Below are 16203 nucleotides of genomic sequence, written 5' to 3'. Positions count from 1 at the left end.
CGGATCAGTGCGTGGCGGGACCGGTCGGCGGATCGGGAAACTTGGCCTTCCGGTCGACCTGCGCGTACATCTGGCCGGCCCGGTTGACCACGGCGAGGTACTGGCCGACCAGCGTCAGGGAGTTGGCCATCTGCCAGAGCGCCTTCTCCATCGCGGGCTTGATGGTCTCGCCGAACTGCTTGCCCAGTTCGGCGACGGCCGCGGTGCCTTCCGGGTCGGTCTCCCCGTCGGCCATGGGGCTGGCACCGCTGGAGTTGCCGGGGGTGCCCGGGTTCATCGCGGCGATGGGAGACTTCGGCTGTGGCGGGCCGAAGAAGTCCTCCGTCCGCACGGCCAGGGTCCGCGTACGCAGTTCCTCGTAGTCTGCGGCAGCGGCACGGAGCAGGCCCAGCATGGTCGACTCGGCCGCGCGTACGCTACCCGCGTCCACGAAGATCGGTCCGGTGTCCACCACCTCGGAGGAGCCGCCGCCCTCGGACTGGTCGGACTTGGGCGGCAGGTTGAAGGACGGTGGCGCGTCCCAGCCGACCGTGACCGTCGGGACGAGATAGCTCAGGTCTTTGCCGGCATCCGGGTCCGCGCCGCCGCCCTCGCCTCCCGAGGTGTCCCCGGAGAGCGGGTGGGGGTCGTACTTGGAATCTTCGCGATCGGCCAAGGTCTCGCTCCTCTTCGTGAACGCGGCGCCCAAGGTAAGTTTCACACGTGGCGCGACAGGAAGCCCTCTACCGCATGTTCGCATGTGTCTACCCTGGGTGTGAACCACGGGTGGCGGAGCTGCACACATATGTCACGTCGCGCCGGTCTCCGGCGACAGTCCTTTCGTCAGTGGTACGGAACGTGGGGGTAGGAATGGCTGACGGCTCGCACAAGACCATGAGCCCGGGAGAGTTCGAGGTGGCACTCGGACAGCTCGGGGATGCGACAGGCAAGGTCAGGGGGATCTCCGGAAACATCCAGGGCGACCTCGGACAGATCCGCACGGAGTTCGCCAGGCTGCCCGAGGCGTGGCGCAGTCCGTCCGAGTCCAGCAGCGAACCCGTCATGAAGTGGTTCGATCGCGTCTCGGCCGACCTGCACGCGCTCCTGGAGGAGACGGTCCGGCGCATGCAGGTCTCCTACGACAACTATCTGGACGCCGAGAAGAAGAACTTCCACAACAGCGGCGGCGGCAGCGGCGGTTCACACGTGCCTCCGAACCGGTACGCGCAGAACCATCAGGCGCCGGCCCATCGCCCCGAAGCGTCGCTCCCCGGCCGTCAGACCGATCCGCATCCCGAAGCGACGCTCAGAGACCGCCCGATGGAGCCGGGAGGTCCCGATGCCTGACTCCCCCGACTACGACACGTCGGTCCTGTCGATCGATCCCCGGCTGGTCGACGAGGTCGGGAGGTCGCTGCTGACGCTCGCGGAACAGATGGTCGATCACATCGAGGCCATCGCCGGTGCCGCCTTCCATCTGCGGTTGAGCTGGGCGGGCAGTTCCGCACAGGAGGCAAAGAAGTTCATGGACCGCTGGAACGGCGTGATGCGTGAACTCTTCGGAAGCAAGGAGCATCCGGAGGACGGAGTCCTCAACGTCATGGCGGGAACGGTCCACGTGGTGGCGGCCGGATTCAGTCAGACGGAGGCCCGCCTTGAGCAGGTGTTCCGAGAGTTCGCCGACAACCTCCCGGGCGGCGCCGAGTATCTGCAGCACCAGATCACCCAGGCGTTCTTGGGCGACACCGGTGACGAAACCCCCACGTCGGCGCCGCCGGACGTGCCGGAGGGCCTTGACCCCGAAGATTCCGCCGTCCTGGAGGACTTCCCCAACTGATGAGCAAAATCGCCTTTCACCGTCCGGCGCGGACCTTCCCGCCCTCGGTACCCGAGCAACATGTCTCGCTCCCCTCTCCACCCCAGAAGCCCCAGGAGAATCAGGCGTCCAACTGGCTCTATCTGCTGCTGCCGCTGCTCAGCAGCGTGAGCATGGCCGCGTACATGGTCACCTTCGGTCGGCCCTGGATGATCATGTTGGGGATCGGTTTCGTGATCACGTCGGTACTCGTGACCGTCCTGGTGCGCACGCAGTCCAGGAAGTCGACCCGGCTCGCCCGGCTGCGCCAACGCGACCGCTACGTCGAGTACTTGGCAGACATCCGCGCCCAGGCCCGCACCTCGGCCGCGGCGCAGCGGGCCGTCAGCGCCTTCCTCCACCCCAGCCCGCGCCGGTTGTGGGCGCTGGCCACCGGGCGTCGCCGGGTATGGGAACGCCGCCCGGCCGACGAGGACTTTCTCCGGCTCCGGCTCGGCCAGGGCCAGGGCACGCCGACGATGCAACTGGCCTCCGGCAAACGAGGCGATCCGACCGCGGAGTTCGAAGCGCAGTCACAGCGCGCGGCGGACAGGCTCCTGCGCGACCATGCGCGCGTCAGTCACGAACCCGCGTGGGTCGACCTCGCGAACACGGGGGTGCTGAGCCTGAACGGACCCTCGGAACGGACCGCCCCGCTCGTCGGCGCCCTCCTGCTGCAACTCGGTGTGCTGCACGCACCGGACGACGTACAGGTCGTCGCCCTGACCACCGAGGATGCCCCGTGGTCCTGGGTGAAGTGGCTTCCGCACGCGTGGCAACCGGACCCCCGATCCGCGAAGCCGGTGGTCTCGCAGAACATCGAGGGCATCGAAGACGTACTCGCAACCCATCTGGAACGGGTCCGTGCCGAGCGCGCCGAGAACACCTCCAGCATCCTGCGCCGAGAGGTCACGGCGGAACGTCACCTGGTCGTCGTCCTGGACGGTTTCCGGCCCGACGCGCCCTGGGCGATCCTGCCTTTCGTCGCCGAACTGCTGACGGAGGCGGGTCCGGCCACGGGGCTGCACGTCGTATGCACGGTCACCAAGGAAAGCGAGGAGCCCGGGCGGGTCGATGTCCGGGCCCGGATCGGGGCGGACGGGTCCCTCGCCCTGGAGAGCCGCACGTCGGCGCTGATCAGTTCCGTGACGGATGCGACGGCCGACGCGTGCCCGCCCGGCCTGGGAGAGCAGACGGCGCGGGCGCTGGCGCCGCTGCGTCTGGCCGGTGAACGGGAACAGGTGCTGTCCCGTACGGTCTCACTCCCCGACATGCTGGGGCTGCACCGGCTCGAGGAGGTGGAACCGCCCTCGCTTTGGCGCGCTCCGGACCACGAGTCGCTGCTGCGCCTCCCGATCGGTGTCACGGGCGAGGGCGAGCAGCTGATGCTCGACCTCAAGGAGTCCGCGCTGGGCGGAGTGGGACCGCACGGCCTGGTGGTCGGGGCGACAGGCTCGGGCAAGAGCGAGCTCCTGCGCACCCTGGTGACGGGGCTGACGCTGACCCACTCCCCCGAACAACTGAGTTTCGTCCTGGTCGACTTCAAGGGAGGCGCCACCTTCGCCGGGGTGACCGAGCTGCCCCATGTCGCCGGCCTGATCACCAACCTCTCGGACGACCTGGCCCTGGTGGATCGCGTCCGCGCCGCCCTGCAGGGCGAACAGACGCGCCGTCAGCAGATGCTGCGCGCCGCCGGCAACGTGGACTCGGTCCGCGAGTACCAGATCCTCCAGTCCCAGGGCGCGACCGGAGCCGACGGGCGGCCTCTGGAACCCATGCCCTATCTCATGATCATGGTGGACGAGTTCGGTGAACTCCTGTCCCAGCGGCCGGACTTCACCGAGCTGTTCGTCCAGATCGGCCGGGTCGGCCGCAGCCTCGGCATGCATCTGCTGCTCGCCACTCAGCGCTTGGACGAAGGCAGGCTCCGCGGCCTGGAGTCGCACCTCTCGTACCGGGTCTGCCTGCGCACGTTCAGCGCCGCCGAGAGCCGCGCGGTGATCGGCACGACCGACGCCTACCGGCTGCCGTCGATCCCCGGCTCCGCTTACCTCAAGGTCGACGAGTCGGTGTACGAACGCTTCCGGGTCGCCCATGTGTCGGGTACCCATCGCGATGCTTCCGAGGAGCCGGTGGCGCGGCCGGTGGAGGCGTCCCCCGTGCCCTTCGGTTTCCGCACCGCGCAGGACGTCCGGTCCGAGGAGGACGAGGGTGCCGAAGCGCCCACCCCCGTCTCGCTGCCCGAGGCGGGCCGGCGCTCGGAGATGCAGGTGGCCGTGGAGCGGATGATGTCCTACGGCAACCCGGTGCACCAGGTGTGGCTGCCGCCGCTGCCTCCGGCGGTGGAGCTGGACTCGGTCCTTGGGCCGATCACCACCGACGCCGAGCGCGGCTTCCGCTCCGACGTGTGGCCGGAGGGCGGCTCACTGAGCATCCCGGTCGGCGTCCTCGACCTGCCCGCCCAGCAGGAACAGCGTGTCCTTCTGCTGGACCTGGCCGGGGCCCACGGGCACATCGCCGTGGTGGGTGCTCCGCAGTCCGGCAAGAGCACCCTGCTGCGCACCACCGTGCTGAGCGCCATGCTGCTGCACACGCCGGACGAACTCCAATTCGTCTGCGTCGACTTCGGCGGCGGCAGCCTGGCCGGTGTCGAGGGCGCGCCGCATGTCTCCGGTGTCGCGGCCCGCCATGACGAGGCACGGGTCCGGCGGGCCCTGTCGGTGGTGCGGCAGCAAGTGGACGAGCGCGAACGGCTGTTCCGTGAGCTCAAGATCGACACAGCGGAGGACTTCCGCCGGATGCGGGCCGAGGACAGCATGCCCGAAGGCGTCAACGGCGCGGACATCGTCCTGGTCGTCGACAACTGGGGTGCACTGCGCGGTGCTGTGGAGGAGGCGGAGGAGTCGCTGGTGGAGATCGCCACACGCGGCCTGGGTGTGGGCATCCATCTGGTCCTCAGCGCCAACCGCTGGAACGAGATACGTGCCAACCTGCGCGACAACATCACCGGCCGCCTGGAGCTGCGGCTCAACGAGCCCGGTGAGTCCGAGATCTCCCGCCCGGCGGCCCGCGGGCTGACGGCCGTCCTACCGGGGCGCGGGATCATCTCACCGGGCATGACCTTCCACGCGGCGCTGCCCCGTGTGGACGGTGACGCGTCGACCGACGGCCTCGCCAAGGCCCAGCAGAGGCTTGTCAATGATCTGTGGACGAGCTGGAACGGGCAGGACGCGGAGCCGCTGCGCGTCCTGGGCGAACTCGTCACCCACGCGGATCTGGATCGCGCCTGCGAACAGGCCTACCCCGACGGTGCCGGACTGGCGGCCGCCGACGTACCCGTGGGTCTGCGTGAGTCCGATCTCGGGGCGGCAGTACTGAACCTGGAGGCGGCCGGCCCGCACTTCTTGGTGCTCGGCGACTCCGGTTCCGGAAAGACGGAGTTCCTGCGTACGTGGATGCGCGGCATGGTGCGGCGTCGCTCTTCCTGGGACGTCCGCTTCATCGTGCTCGACTACCGTCGGGGGCTCCTCGAAGCGGTGCCCGAGGACTACCTCGGGGCGCAGGCCGGGGAGTCGCAGGCCGCGGGGTTCTATCTCGAGGAGCTCGCCGAGAAGCTACGGGAGAGGATGCCGCCGCCCGGGATCGGCTCCCGCGAGCTGCGTGAGCGCAGCTGGTGGACGGGGCCGGAGCTCTATCTCGTCGTCGATGACTACGACTTGGTGGCCGGGGCCGGTCTCGGCAGCCGGAACCCGCTCGCCCCGCTGGGCGACTGTCTCGCCCAGGCTTCGGACATCGGATTCCATCTGGTGCTCAGCCGCCGGATCGGCGGGGCGACGCGCTCGGCGATGTCCGATCCGTTCGTGGGCCGGTTGCGGGAGCTGGGTACCGATGGGCTGATTCTGTCCGGCGATCCCCGCGAGGGCGTTCTGCTCGGTGACCAGCGGGCGGCGCGGCGGCACCCCGGCCGCGGCACGCTGATTTCCAGGAAGGGCGGAGCCGTCGTCATCCAGACCGTTCACGAGCCGGTGGATCCCGAACCGGCTCCCTGATTCCCCTCTGTCAGCACCGGCCGGGCAGAGGGCCCGGCTGCGCACCTGCTCTGAAAGGTCTGTCCGCCCATGGTCCAGTTCAATGTGGCTCCTATCGTGACGTTGGGCAACGACTGGATCGCCATTGGCGATGCCCTGTACGAGAAGGCCCAGGCCATGGACGGCGCCATGAACGCCATGGGCTGGACGGGTTCGGCGGGCACGGCGGCCCGAGCGGCCTGGCGGGACGGGGAGCGCGGCGTGTACCAGTCCCTCAGCACATCGGCTGACGCGGCGTGGAAGATCGGCGAGTCGCTGCACATCTATGCCGAAGAGCTGCAGAAGACGATTCACGAGATCAACAAGCAACGTGTGGTCGCGGCGCTGGCCAATGTGTTCGGCCTCGCCCTGGGCGGGCTGATGATCGAGCTCGGGCCCTTGATCGGCGCGATGCTGAGCGCGGTCCGGGGCATCTTGGCGAACATGCTTCCCTGGTTCGCCAGGCTCGCGGCCGCTCTGGCGAAGACGGGAGCCGCGGGAGCGTTCGTGTCGAACGCCGCGATCGGTGCGGCGATGTCCCTCGGATTCGACGTCATCACGCAGCTTCTCGCGCATGCCGCCGCGGGCGAGCAGTTCCACGGGGTGAACTGGAAGGACGAGGCCATCAACATGGCGCTCGGCGCGGAGGCGGCGTTCGTCGGCGGCCACTGGTCACCGGGGCCGAACCGGTCGGCTGGAGCCGCTCATTCGGTGCCTTCGCCGAAGGGGACGCCTACCAGGTCGTCCTCCCCCACGAACCTCCCGAAGACCTCAGTGGTTCTCCCCATCTCCGGGGCGAAGGTGCCTCTCCCCGACTTCATCTCCAAGGGCCTGGCTCTTCCCCCGTACGGCCCCGCACGGCACAGCGAGAGCGAGTTCGGCGCGACGGGCCCTCAGGGCGAGACAGCGCACCTGGATCCGGCTGCGGCGGGACCGACGAGTACGCCCACCGCGGCATCGGCCAAGCCCGCCGAGGCGGGGGCCCCGGACCTCGCGCCCGTGGCGCACGGCGCCGGCCCGCAGGCGCATTCGTCAGGGCGGCCGGACGAGGGTGGCGGTCCGACACGGGCCTCGTCGGCCGGTCCCTCGGGTGCGGATCCCGGGAGCAAGCCGGCCCAGTCCTTCCCTGGCTCCGGCAACACCATCGACATCGCACCCGCAGCCCGCACCAACCCCGCCGACAACCAACCCACCACCATCAACACCCCACCCATCGGCCCAGGCACCTCAAACCCCAACCCAACACCCCCACGCCGCACAGGAATCGGCTACGACCGACCCGCCGACCTCAACACCCTCCCACCCACCACCGAACCAACCCCCACCACCAACCACAACCCCTTCCCCGGCACCGGCAACACCATCAACACCACACCCGCAGCCCGCACCAACCCCGCCGACAACCAACCCACCACCATCAACACCCCACCCCTCGGCCCAGGCACCCCAAACCCCAACCCCCCACCCCCACGCCGCACAGGAATCGGCTACGACCGACCCGCCGACCTCAACACCCTCCCACCCACCACCACCCACACCCCCTTCTCCGTCATCGGTAAAACCCCCACCAGCAGCCAGAACCACCACTTCCCCGGCACGGGCAACACCATCGACACCGCACCCGGAACCCGCACCAACCCCGCCGACAACCAACCCACCGGCGTCAACATCCCACCCGTCGGCTCAGGTACCTCACCCGGTACGGCCATAAGGCCTCTTCGCGAAGGCGCCGGCTATCAGCGTCCGGCGACCTTGGACGACATCGGTGCGCATTCGTCCGGCGACGGCAGGGGCGGCTCCGGACCGAGTGGTGCGGGGTACGGGACGACGATGAACCACGGGTCCAACACGGTCACATTGGTGGTCCACGAAAAGCCGAGGCCCACCCAACACGATGGCCCGCACCTCGAATCGGACCCGGCCGCGGTCTCCACGTCCCACGGCGGCGGCACCGACACGGCCCCGCCCCGGGGCGACACCGGCCACGCACCAGACCGGTCGTCGGAGACGATGGCCCCTGAGGTCTCGGCGTCCGCCGCTCCCGAGCCTGCCCCGCTCCCCTCACCCGGTGCCAAGGGGAACGGGCCTGTCGCGCTCCCGTCGCCCGGTGTCAAGGGGGGCGAGCCCACCTCGCCCCCCGCGGCCGACACCGCGCCGGCCGAGGGCACTTCCACACCCGGACCGGTGCCGGGCGCGAAACATGCCGACGGTTCCGGAGCCGTCCCGGGCGGCAACCCGCGGGACACCGGCCCTGCAACCTCGCTCGCCGCGGCACCGTCCGCGACAGTGCCGTCCTCAACGGCCACAGCTCACACGTCCCGTCTCGACATCGACGCGGCAAGGGCCACGCTGGGTGACGTGTCGCTGTCTCCGGACACCGTCGCCCGAGCGACGGTGCAGGCTTCGGCGATCCTCGGCGTGCGGTGGCACGAGGTGCAGCCGAGCGCGGATCCGCTGGGCGCGGCGCCGCTCGTCCCGCGGCCGCAGACGGGCCCCATCGGTACCGGCTACACCCGCGCCCTGGACCTGGTCACGGCCCAGGTCGTGCAGCACGGTCCGCTCACCGCTCAGGCCACCGCGGCATCGATCCTTCCGGGCGCCGCACGTAGTACGGAGAGGCCGATGCTCCTGTTCGGCGAACCGAGTCCGGCGGGCGACGCGCTGCACCTGGGCGAGCATCGCGTTCCGCTCACGCATCTGTCGTCCTGGCTTCCCGCGCACACCGGGTGGAGCGCGGGCGGACTCGTGGTCCTGCCGATCCCGGATGCCGCCGTGCCCACCCCGCAGGGAGGAGCGTCGTTCGCCCAGCGCCTCGCGGATCACATCGGTTCGCCGGTCCTCGCCCCGGACGGCCCTCTGCACGTAAGCTCCGACGGCCGGCTCGTGACAGACGGGCCGGAGGGCTGGATCGAGAGCCTGCCTCATCGTGACCCGGTGGTGCGGTCACCTGAGCTGGGCCAGAGCCTGTTCGCCCGTAACCCCGAACAGTCGCCCTCGGTCGGGTACGCGGCCGACGAGACAGCGTACGGACACTCCGGCGGACCGGAGGGCACGGGGAATTCCTCAGCGCGGCAGAATCAGGAGCGTTCCCCTGACGCACCGGCACGGTCCCACTCGGCGGTACGGGACTTCACCGTGGCGGACCTGCTCCCCCAAGGTGCCCTGGACATCGATCTCACCCCGGAGTTGACCGAGGCTCTGGCGGACGCGGTCGTCCGATCCCTCAGGGCCCGGCTGGAGGTGCCCACGGGCACCCTGGGGAGCGAGATCCGCTTCGTCGCTCCTGCGGACGGGGCGCAGCGGATGAGGATGTTCGAGGTGACGCAGCAGGTGGCGGTGGCCCTTGACCAGAGCATCCCGGTCGTGAGAGGCACGGACGGCGGCTTGCTGGTGAAGATCTGCCCGCCTGGTGAGTGAACGCCCCGGTGAGGTAGCGGGATGTGCGTCCGGTGCTCGTCCCGGTCGCACACCTTCGCCGTTCTCGGCGTTCCGCCACTCGCTCACTCGGGTCGACGCGCGGACACCTGACCCGTCACTCGGGGCAGACTTCGAGCACCGGCCCCGTCCTGCCTCCCATCACCAGCTTGATCCGATGGGACAGGTCGTCCGCCAGTGCTTGGGCGACCAGGCCCCACACGGTCTGGCCTCCGGCCGGTGAGGTCACCAGCAGATCCACGTTGGCCAGGCCCACTCCGGGGGTGTCCCGGACACGTTCCCGGATGCTGACGACCGCCCGCTGTATCGCGTTCCGCACGTCGCCGGCCAGGGCCGACCCGTCCGCCGGGTCGAGGTCCTCCACCCGCGCCATCGCCTCCGCGTCCAGCCCGGTCAGCTCCTCCATCGCGAACCACAGGGGATGGCGCACCACGTCCACGCGCAGTCGCGCTCCCGGCCCGGGAACCGGTGGCCTCCAGGGCTCCCGCGCCCGAGATCCACGGGACGGTGCCGCTTCCGGTGTCGTGGCGCCTTCGGCGTGCGGCGGCGGCACATTCTTGTCTCCGGTGCGCTCCCATGAGTCGAGCACCCTCCGCACGCGTTCGAACTCGGCGCTCTCCGGCTCCAGTTGGGCCAGCCGGCCGCGCAACGCCTGCCGCAGAGCAGCCGCTGTGTCCGCGGTCTGCACTTCCGCACGCAGGACGAGCGGCGGTGTGCCGGCGGTGACTGCCGCTCGGAGTCGTTCGAGCGCTGCCGGTTGGCTCAGCTTGGCCGTGTCCTCGCCCCACCTGGACCTGGCCCAGTCCGCCAGTGCGCCGATCGCGGCGGAGTCGGAGGCCTGCCTCTGCGGGAACAAGGCCATGTGGTTCTGCAGAAGGCGTGGTCCGTGTTCCATGAAGCGGGCGCCGATCTGGCCAACGGCCTCCAGCGCGCCCTGCTCCAGGTCGTACGCCACGCTGTGGCGGAACTCGGTCTTGGACACTCCGGTGCCAAGCCCCGGGCTGTAGTCATAGAGGAGGTATGCCAGCCCTTCGAAGCCCTCGGCCCAGTGGCCCTCGACCGCCTGGCTGTGTGCCACCACGTCGAATCCCGGCTGAAGCAGTGTGGTGTCGTTGTCGATCGCCACGATCCTCTGGCGCCGGGCGTCGTAGAGGACGTTTCCCCAGTTGATGAAGTTCCCGGTCTCACTGAGCCGGTCGGTGGTGCCGATCAGGAAGTCGGTCACCAGCATCAGAGAGCCCAACTGACGTAGAGCGGTGGGGTTGTTCAGCAGTTCGTGACGCTGAGGGACGCGCAGCTTGGCGATGGGGTCGCCGTCGGCGAACGCGGACACGGTGACATGGCTGTACCGCTGCCCCAGGCCGTCGGAGCGCTCCTCCCAGTCGGGCATGTGGTGCGCGATCATCGCCACCAGCCCGCGCCCGGCATCCGAATCCCGGTGGAACACGCGTGAGTCGGGAACGTGCACCCCTGTCACCGAGCGGATGAACCCGTCTGCGTACTGACTGGGCGCGGGGTCCTCGTGAAGCTTGACGACCGCGCGGCCGGCCGGTCCCGCGTCGACGACGTACACCCCGCCGTTCTGCCCCAGCCGCCACGTCACCTCGACCCGTGCGGGCCAGTCACGGACATCCCTGGCCGTCAGTGGTGTGCTCCGTGTGTCCGGCGTCGTACTGGAGCCAGCGTGCGACGCGCCGGGTCCGGTACTGCCGGCCAGGGCCGACGTGCTGCTCCCCGCCGCGGAGCTCTCGCCCGTGGAACCCGACCGGGATTTCGGCTTCCGTTTGAAGAATTCGCGGACACCGCCGCCCGCCACGCCCTCCGTGGCGTGGGTGCCGAACGCTTCCCGGAGCTGTTCGGACAGGAGCCAGGCAGGCTGTTGCTGCCTCGGTAGGTCGGTGCGCGGGGCTGTGTGCAGACGTTCGGCGATCAGCACGGCCATGTCGTCGTACAGGCTGAGGTAGTGCGCCTCGGGTGATCCGGGTGTGATGTCGCTGCGGATGATCGGCGCCTCGCGGTGGCGGTTGGCCATGATCCGGCCGACCTCCCGGAGGAGTTCATCCCGCCGACCGTCATCGAGGCTCTCCAGGGTTTCCCTGGCCCGCTCGACGCCCGCCAGCAACGGATGCCCGGACAACGGGTGCCGGGATTCGCCAGTCCCGTTCCCTTGGCCGAGGACGGCTGGACCCAGGAGCCGCGCCACTCTGATGCCTCTCGCGAGATCGCGGTGGCTCCACCACTCCCGCCTTAGGAACCGGCGTGCGTCGGGGGGAAGTCGCAGCGCGCGTACAGCGCCGGACGGGCTGTCCTGCGTGAAGAGAGTCACGGAGGTCACCTTGTCGCGTACCTCGGGGATCTCGGCCAGCACGTGGAGGATCGCCGTCCATACCGTGTCCGGATCCGAGGTGAGCCGAACCGCGGAATCGTAATGGACCAGATTCAGGTTTCCCGGCTGATCGTGCAGGTCGTACACGAGGGATGCGGCGATGGACCGTGCCACGTCCACCGATTCCTCGGGCGTCAGGCGGGGCCTGATGACCGGCTCGGAGCTCCCCTTCTCCCCCTCAAGCCACGATTTCCCGGAGTTGATCTCGAAGACGTCCCAGGGGATGTCGGGATGCACGTCCCGGGACATGTTCTGGGCACGTCGGAGCGGGGCGAAAACGGCGGGGCTCGGCCCGGTGCGGTTCAGCACACGTATTCGGATGGCTGCGGTGCCGGCGCCGATGACATCTCCGAACTCGCGGACTCCATTCGCCACGTCGACGTCGTCACCACTCGCGTACAGGGCAGTTGCGAGGGCGTTCTGGTGGGGGCTCCTCGTGTAGTTGTCCAGGATCACTTCGCTGTAGCTGCCGAGAGCCGCGTGACGGGCGGCTGAGATCAGTACAGCGTTCGTCGACCGTTCCATGTACCGGCCGAGGGTGAACCCTCCTGCATTCTTGAGCGTGCTGCGGATCGCACTCTCGAGCTCGCCGAGCACCTCGTTGTCTCCGTCGGAGTACACGCCGCCGAAGCGGTGCAGCGCCTCGATCCGCAGAATGTCGCTCGCGGCGGCGAACCCACCACCTGTGCGCCTGGCCACTTCCGTCCTGTAGAGCGAGGGAAGGCGCATGGGGGATTCCGAGGAGAACACCTCGTCCACATTGATCAGCCGAATGTCGTTCTGCCGGGCCCACTGCAGCATGTCCCGCACATCGGACAGACGTCCGTTCCCGGAGTCAGCGGCGAGATTGTGTGCGGCCTCGAACTCGGCCCGGGACACGTCCGTCCACAGAATGAACGTGACGTCAGGATTCCGGCGCTTCCCAGCCGCCATGTGTGCCCGGAATTCCCTCATCGGCCCGTCGTCACGCAGCGGACCGCCCAGCCAGATCGAGTGGAGCAGCCGCGGTATGGCCAGTCTTTTGACGCCTCGCCGCGAATCCGCCGCAACCCACGTGGTCAGCGACTGGACCACACTGGCGGAACTCTCGGGAAGCCGCGCCAGTTCCCTCGCCGACGGCGCGCCCTCCCGCGCCAGATCCACAGCGGCGAAGAAGGCCTCCCGGCGGGTGCTGTTGAGCCGCGAGAAGTCGAAGCCCCGCAGGAATTCCGGGGGGTTGGGGATCCTGCGAACGCCGAAGAGATCGGGGCCCAGTCTTTCGGCGGCGGTCACCGCGTCGGAGTGTTCACCCGCCGGCCGCGAGACGTCGACGTCGGCCCGAAGCCTGCCGACCAGATACGGGACCGAGAGGGCTCGCGTTTCCTCCCGCGCCGGAACGTTGTGTTCGTGCAGGAGAACGAGGTCGTCGCGCCGCAGGTCCGGCATGACGTCCTGAGCCGCACGGACGGCGTCGTCGAACCGCTGCCCCTCCCCCTCCTCGGCAAGGGCGTTGGAGACGTTCTCCAGGCGCGAGACGAGCAGGGCGTCCCGCGCGTCGCGGGCCGCGTGGTCCGCCGCGTCGCCCGGCGCGTGCTCGGCTCTCTTCCCCCGGCTGCCTTCGGGCTCGACGTCGGCACGGGCCGCCGCGACCACGGCGGCCAGCCGCCGCAACCGCATGCGGTACTCGCCCACCGCCAGTCCGGAGTCGGCGACGGGCCGGTAGTCGCCGATCGAGGCGATCAGTTCGGCGGCGTCGTTCTGGAGGTGACGCGCCTGGTCGACGGTCCAGTTACGGGTGCGCGCCCACCCGGCGAGATACTCGTCCGCCGCGTCGGGCGGCGTCTCGTAACCCGCTGGTCGGGGCGGCTCGGTGGGCGCGGTGGCCGGCTGTGTGGACGGCCCCGCGGCCGACTTTCCTGTCGGCCGCCGCGTCGGCATGCCCGCCGCCGGTCCCGACATCGGCGGTACTTCGCCGTCATGATCGCCCGAGGGCTGCGGCTGCGGCGTCACGAGCTGAGGCAGTTCGTTCTCGAAGAAGGAGCGCACCGCTGGGTTGAGCCTCGCGCGGGCGGCTTCGCTCGGGCCGTAGAACGCCGCGTAGGCCTCGGCGAACCACTCCTGCGGGGTGGAGAACTGGTAGTTGGACAGGGCATGGTTCTCGCGCTCGGCGTGAAGGTAGCTGACCCAATGTCCGTAGTGGTCGACGTGAAACACGCGCTCGCCGATCCTGAGCAGGTCACCGCCGCCGTCGTCGAAGGTCCATGGTTGCGCGAGAGCCATCCGTCCGAAGCGGCTGACCTTCTCGAGTCGGCTCCTCAAGTCCTCGGACAGCGCCGGGAAATCGTTGCTCAGGTGGTGCAGTCCCTGAGGCTCACGACGCGCCACACCCGGATCGAGTGCATCCACCACGGCCCCGAACAGGGGCCGTCGGCTATCGCCGACCGTGTGGTGCTCCTCGCCGATCCCGACCTGGTCGAGGATGGCCAGGGCCACCTGAACGGTGTTGGTCCCGTAGTGCCGCCAGCCACCGAATCGGGGCTGCTCGCTCAGATCTGTGTGCCAGTCGATGCGCTCATCGACGGAGTGGCCGATCTCGTGCGTGAGCGTCCACTTCATGAAGTTGTTCTGTGCCAGCGCGTCCGAGGTGCCGCCCATCACGTGACGCGAGTCGGCGAGGCGCCCGAGCGCCAGGTCCCCCGACAGGCTGTCGCCCTCGTAGTCGGCGCGCGCCGCACGGTCCATCACCCAACGCTGCCAACCTCTCTTCCTATTGAGCTCGGTGACGATCCAGGAAGGCAAGTGGAAGGGCAGGGTGACGTGAACGGAACGTGTTTCCTTGTCGTACTCGCTGGCAGCGCCCTCGTCCCCCGGGCCGGAGAACTCGATCACCGTGAGGTGCGGGTTGTCCCGGACGTGCTCGGGTGGCAAGTTCGCCAGCACTTGCTCGATCCTGGCGAGCGTCGAGTGGCTGAAATGCCGTTGCGCCTCCTCCTCCGGCAGTGGGCCGATGCGTATCCCGAACCTGGCGCTGAGTTCCCCCTCCCGCTGCGCGGCACCCTCGTTCCACAGCCATCCCGCCACCCCTCTGCCGTCGGTGCCCCGCTGGATCGACCGCATCACGCCGCGGCCGGAGCCGCGCGGTGGCGAGGTGGGCTGTTCCGCCGCAGCGGGTGGCAATCCGTGGGGGTTCTCCGGGGAGTGGTAGGGCACGGCAGTGGCGGCCTCGGCGCTTTCGGACTCCGTGCCCGTGCCGCTTCGGGACACCCCGCCGATGGCCGTCGACCTGGACGCCGCGATGTCGAGGGCAGACCGGGCTGTCGTGGCGAGTCTGTCCGCCTTGTCCTTCGACGCCCTGTACAGGGTCCAGGCCACCGCGTCACGAACGGTCTCCAGCACCGCGGGGTCCGCCCGGCCGGTGCCACCGGGCAGGGGCGGCAGCTCGACATTGCGCTGCCACAGCAGGGTGTGAGCCTCGGCCAGGAACTTCCCGGCCAGGTCGGCGCGCTGTTTTCCGAGGAGTCTGGAGGCTTGAGCCAGGTGGCCGGGCAGGGATTCCGGTGTGATGTCCGGCTCCTGAGCGAAGAGCTGCGCAGTGGTGTCCGCGGGGAGCACGACAGCCGGAAGGCCCGGATCGGTGGGTACGAGCCGGAGCGAGTCCGGGTGCGGTGTGACGTCGTAATGAACCGGTGCCGACGAGGCGAGGGCGAGTGCGCCGGTGACCGCGTGGTGATCAGTGATGCGGTCGATCCGGCCAGTGTCACTGCGCAGAGAGGCGCCGGCAGCGAGGTGAACGAAGTTCGGACCGTGGCGCTGCCAGCCGTGGGTGGGCACGGTGCTGCCATCCGGGAGGTGGATGGCATCGTGGTCGAACTCGTAGCGGACGACGTCAAGGCGATGCGGGGGGAAGAGCGTGACGTGCCTGCTCGGTGAGCCGTCCGGCGGGGCTGGTGCAGGAACGTCAACAGACCTCTGGGAACCGGGGACTTCCGGCCCGCTCGGTACGGACGCTGCATCGAGGGCACTCGCCAGCACTTCGGGATAGACCTCGCGCAGCATCCGGGCCGCCCGCTCCACCGCCGCCCGCAGGTCCGAGGAGCCGGCCTGGCCGCCCATCATCTGCTTCAGGTCCTCGGCCAGCGGGAAGCACTCCGGCTCGGCACCGTCCCCAGCGACACTCATGGTCCAACCTCCGCTCTCCACCACGTCCTCGCCTGCCTCGGCTCCCGCTCTGTGGGCCCCGTCCACCGGGGGAAGCGCCGTGTGTGTAGCGAGCTCGGGCCTTGAGGCGGGTATCTTCCTACCCTACGCGTTCATACGTATTGACGGTTGCCGACGCGACGGGATAGAGAAACATGTGAACCTCGCGGCCCTCACAATCATGTACCGGATAACAGCTCATGAGCCCGGCAGGCCTCAGAAGCGCGGCTCCACCGACCCCACGGTGATGTGCCGCCGCACCAGGTGCGTCAGCGCGGCCGGCAGTTCCTCGATCCACTGCTCGA

General features: G+C 69.4%; 6 protein-coding genes. 4 read left to right on the top strand and 2 right to left on the bottom strand.

Translation table 11 applies throughout. The features are described 5' to 3' along the window. Positions 1-4 precede the first annotated feature (4 nt). Positions 5-655, bottom strand: coding sequence for a hypothetical protein (locus tag ACTWQR_RS17365; protein WP_443227982.1), 651 nt, complete (start codon positions 653-655; stop codon positions 5-7). 194 nt (positions 656-849) lie between these two features. Here ACTWQR_RS17365 and ACTWQR_RS17360 point away from each other — a divergent pair, with 194 nt between their 5' ends. The 4 genes from ACTWQR_RS17360 to ACTWQR_RS17345 all read left to right on the top strand — a co-directional run bounded on the left by ACTWQR_RS17360 (position 850) and on the right by ACTWQR_RS17345 (position 9318). Then, positions 850-1326, top strand: a complete 477-nt coding sequence (locus tag ACTWQR_RS17360) for a WXG100 family type VII secretion target (protein ID WP_443227981.1) — start codon at positions 850-852, stop codon at positions 1324-1326. Then, entirely contained in the window at positions 1319-1816 is a 498-nt protein-coding gene (locus ACTWQR_RS17355) for a WXG100 family type VII secretion target (protein ID WP_443227980.1), read from the top strand. Before ACTWQR_RS17360 ends, ACTWQR_RS17355 begins: the two co-directional genes overlap by 8 nt. Next, the gene (eccCa, locus tag ACTWQR_RS17350; RefSeq protein WP_443227979.1) at positions 1816-5883 is read left to right on the top strand and encodes a type VII secretion protein EccCa; all 4068 of its coding nucleotides are present in this window, start codon (positions 1816-1818) and stop codon (positions 5881-5883) included. The genes ACTWQR_RS17355 and eccCa overlap by 1 nt, the downstream gene beginning before the upstream one ends. Positions 5884-5979: 96 nt before the next feature. Continuing rightward, positions 5980-9318, top strand: coding sequence for a hypothetical protein (locus ACTWQR_RS17345; RefSeq protein WP_443227978.1), 3339 nt, complete (start codon positions 5980-5982; stop codon positions 9316-9318). A gap of 115 nt (positions 9319-9433) precedes the next feature. Here ACTWQR_RS17345 and ACTWQR_RS17340 read toward each other — a convergent pair whose 3' ends face one another. Further along, complete coding sequence (locus ACTWQR_RS17340) at positions 9434-15880, bottom strand: TcdA/TcdB catalytic glycosyltransferase domain-containing protein (RefSeq protein ID WP_443227977.1); 6447 nt, start codon at positions 15878-15880, stop codon at positions 9434-9436. Positions 15881-16203 lie beyond the last annotated feature (323 nt).

Source organism: Streptomyces sp. 2A115, assembly GCF_052245575.1.
Classification (GTDB): Bacteria; Actinomycetota; Actinomycetes; order Streptomycetales; family Streptomycetaceae; genus Streptomyces.
This window is presented reverse-complemented; position numbering and strand designations above follow the sequence as displayed.

Coding starts and splice junctions, on each gene's coding strand:
- ACTWQR_RS17340 (WP_443227977.1), bottom strand. CDS start 15,880: ATGAGTGTCGCTGGGGACGGTGCCGAGCCGGAGTGCTTCCCGCTGGCC.
- ACTWQR_RS17355 (WP_443227980.1), top strand. CDS start 1,319: ATGCCTGACTCCCCCGACTACGACACGTCGGTCCTGTCGATCGATCCC.
- ACTWQR_RS17360 (WP_443227981.1), top strand. CDS start 850: ATGGCTGACGGCTCGCACAAGACCATGAGCCCGGGAGAGTTCGAGGTG.
- eccCa (WP_443227979.1), top strand. CDS start 1,816: ATGAGCAAAATCGCCTTTCACCGTCCGGCGCGGACCTTCCCGCCCTCG.